Below are 2,696 nucleotides of genomic sequence, written 5' to 3'. Positions count from 1 at the left end.
TAATTTGAAGTTGTTTTTAGTTTAATGAAGTGATTATTATGAGTTTTCTTTAAATAATTAAGGAATATATATGAAAAAGAATATTTTTGCTTTTACACTTGCATCACTTTTTTTCACCGGATTAGCTCACGCAGATGGTCAACCTCTGTCATTATCAATTGATGGTAATGTGATCGATTCCTCTCATCCTGGCTCATCATGCTCAGTTACGCTTTCTAAAGCCGCGGTTACGCTTACTGGTGCGACGAAATCTCTCCCGTTATGGAGTGATAAAGTTGATACATATGATTCTGCCGGAGCTGTACAGCTTGTCGCTAATGATACATGTACTTCAATGATCGAGTCAGGTCATATCGGTTATGTATTTAGCGGTGACTATGACATGCAAACTGGACCGATGACAATGAAAAATACCGACGTTTCTTCTGGCGCTGCTAAAGGCGTTGGTATTGATGTCTTTGTTCCATCAACACATTTGCCAGTCTTGATGGGGGGAACATTCAAGCCAACTTCAAACAAAACCGATCTTAATCTGGTATTGGTGAAAACCATTTCTACCCCTACCGGCGGTCATGTTTCTGGAAATCTTACAATCAATGTAGTTACGTTATAAGCATTAATATATTGACATGGATTTTTTGAATAAAGCGCCTTTAAAAACTTAATTTTGTATGGTTTTTAATATTCGCGGATCTGTAGTAATCATTCTTTGTTGTTCATTTTTAAAAGGGTTTATATATGAAAAAATGTATTATGGGTGCAGCCATTGCTATGGCGTTAACTGTCTCTATGGCCCATGCGGCAACTAATCCAGATGATAAAGCAGCTGTGTTAAATATCGCTGGCCATGTTAATGCTCCAGCTGCTGGTTGTGCGGTTACTCTTTCTACTTCTTCGATCAATATTTCGGCCGACCAGGAAAATCTTCACTGGTATACCGACCATATTAGTAGTGTAGATCAAGCAGGTGTTGTAGAAATTGGCCTTGATACCACCAACAGCATTTGTAAAGAATTAAGTGATCAGAATCGTATTGCTTATACTCTCAATGGTACTGCAACTCCAGAGGGGTCAAATATCGTATTGGCAAACACTGATACTAGTTCTACCGGAGCACAGGGGGTAGGCGTATCTATGTATGATGCTGAGAGCCTTCATCAGTTCAAGATTGGTGAAACAATAATGCCTGACGCAAACGCCAAAGCTCGTATCTATCTCGGACTTGTACAGGATAATGGCTTTATGACTCCGGGCAACGTAAATAGTTCCCTTACAGTTAATATTTCTCGTCTATAGTAGATAATTACTACTCACATTATCTATATGCGTTATTTAGCCGTGTTGTTTATCAATGGCACGGCTAAAAAATTATTAATAAAGAGGCTGAAGTGAAGAGAGTTTGTTTATTTTTAGCTGCTAGCTTTTTAACAACTGCTTGCTATGCTGATGCCGCCGATCAGTCTGCAACGCTTAATATCACAGCTTCTATAGGGTATGGGGCCACTGCAGCGTGCAAAGTAGAAGCTGCGATGCCTAACATTCTGTTGTTCGATATACTCGGTAAGCAAGGCGAAAATGCTGATCAGGGAATCAAAACGACTGTTTTGAAAGTTGTGGGCGTGAGAGATAGAGCAGACTGTTATGAAGCTATCTCTTCAGGCCATATTGCATTAACTCTCTCTGGTATGGCTGACGATGTGGAAGGTACCGTATTGGCCAATACTTACCCGCAGGAGGATAAGGCACAGGGTGTCGGGATTGGTCTTTATCAATTCAGTACGGGTAAACCAATCAAAATAAACTCAGATTATTTGCACTTTGATGCACCCGGCTCTCTTGATGCTACCTTAGGTTTGGAAATGGTCAAGCTTAAAGGCAAAATCGTGAAGTCTGGTAATGTTTCTGGCTCTCTTACGGTTGGTATACAACATTTGTAAAAATAGCCGCCTGACAGGGCGGCTATTTTTTTTTGTCATTCAAGTTTTATAAATCAATAACATTCAATAAATAACCTTTGCTCACTTCAATTTTATTTGTTCTCTTTAATCCTGAAATGATATCCATTACAAGGCTGCGTGATATAGGTAATCTATCTAGAATGTACTGAGCTGCTGTGATGTTCTCTCTGACTATACTGGGCTGATTTATTAATTCGATGAGTATTGAACATACAATGTCATGTGTTTTTTTCTTTGTTAATGTCATATCTCTTAATTGAAGCCGTTGAAAAGCAAAACTGATTATTTCAGCATAACTACGCCATAAATGTGGCTGAGAGTTTAAAACAGATTCGCATGTCGTCATGTCTATTCTCAAAGTTGAGACAGTTGATTCCGCTTTGAAAAATCCTGTTGAAAAACTCGCAAACATTCCCATTATGCCAATTATAATTGGTGAAAATGCATAAGTTAATGTCATATCGTTTGAAAAATAACGATAAGAAACATAGCCGTCCATTATTATATATAAAACTTTTTCCCCTTTGTTCAGAAGAGGGATGCGTTGTCCCTTAAGAAATGTGACCGCTGTTCCGTGAGGGGATAATAAATCACTTATTGTTGCATATGCTTTTATTGGTCTGTCAATTACATCGTTATCGTGTACGAGACGCGCGTTTTTTTCATCATATATAGATTCATTGACTTTCATTTTTTTCTCATCATGACTTTTCTATTAAGCTTAGTATATTTTATGTG

4 protein-coding genes are annotated in these 2,696 nt (G+C 38.2%); 3 read left to right on the top strand and 1 reads right to left on the bottom strand.

Going from position 1 to position 2,696, the window contains the following annotated elements; all coding sequences use genetic code 11:
* The first annotated feature begins 70 nt into the window (after positions 1 to 70).
* The 3 genes from INF73_RS21905 (at position 71) to INF73_RS21895 (ending at position 1,937) form a co-directional block, all read left to right on the top strand.
* Positions 71 to 613, top strand: coding sequence for a hypothetical protein (locus tag INF73_RS21905; RefSeq protein WP_193547344.1), 543 nt, complete (start codon positions 71 to 73; stop codon positions 611 to 613).
* A 125-nt stretch (positions 614 to 738) separates the two neighbouring features.
* The gene (locus tag INF73_RS21900; RefSeq protein ID WP_193547343.1) at positions 739 to 1,296 is read left to right on the top strand and encodes a fimbrial protein; all 558 of its coding nucleotides are present in this window, start codon (positions 739 to 741) and stop codon (positions 1,294 to 1,296) included.
* A gap of 92 nt (positions 1,297 to 1,388) precedes the next feature.
* Positions 1,389 to 1,937 carry a fimbrial protein gene (locus INF73_RS21895; RefSeq protein WP_193542968.1) on the top strand — a complete coding sequence of 183 codons (549 nt, stop codon included), beginning with the start codon at positions 1,389 to 1,391 and terminating at the stop codon, positions 1,935 to 1,937.
* Between the two features lie 46 nt (positions 1,938 to 1,983).
* On the opposite strand, the gene INF73_RS21890 is transcribed toward INF73_RS21895, so the two are convergent.
* Entirely contained in the window at positions 1,984 to 2,649 is a 666-nt protein-coding gene (locus INF73_RS21890; RefSeq protein WP_193547342.1) for a helix-turn-helix domain-containing protein, read from the bottom strand.
* Between the last annotated feature and the right edge of the window lie 47 nt (positions 2,650 to 2,696).

This window comes from Enterobacter cloacae complex sp. P6RS, assembly GCF_014982245.1.
Taxonomy (GTDB): domain Bacteria; phylum Pseudomonadota; class Gammaproteobacteria; order Enterobacterales; family Enterobacteriaceae; genus Enterobacter; species Enterobacter bugandensis.
Note: the sequence above shows the minus strand (reverse complement) of the source record. Positions and strands in the feature narration are given on the sequence as shown.

What these genes read in the sequence shown, in the direction of transcription:
- INF73_RS21900 (WP_193547343.1), top strand. Translation starts at nt 739, where the DNA reads ATGAAAAAATGTATTATGGGTGCAGCCATTGCTATGGCGTTAACTGTC.
- INF73_RS21890 (WP_193547342.1), bottom strand. Translation starts at nt 2,649, where the DNA reads ATGAAAGTCAATGAATCTATATATGATGAAAAAAACGCGCGTCTCGTA.
- INF73_RS21905 (WP_193547344.1), top strand. Translation starts at nt 71, where the DNA reads ATGAAAAAGAATATTTTTGCTTTTACACTTGCATCACTTTTTTTCACC.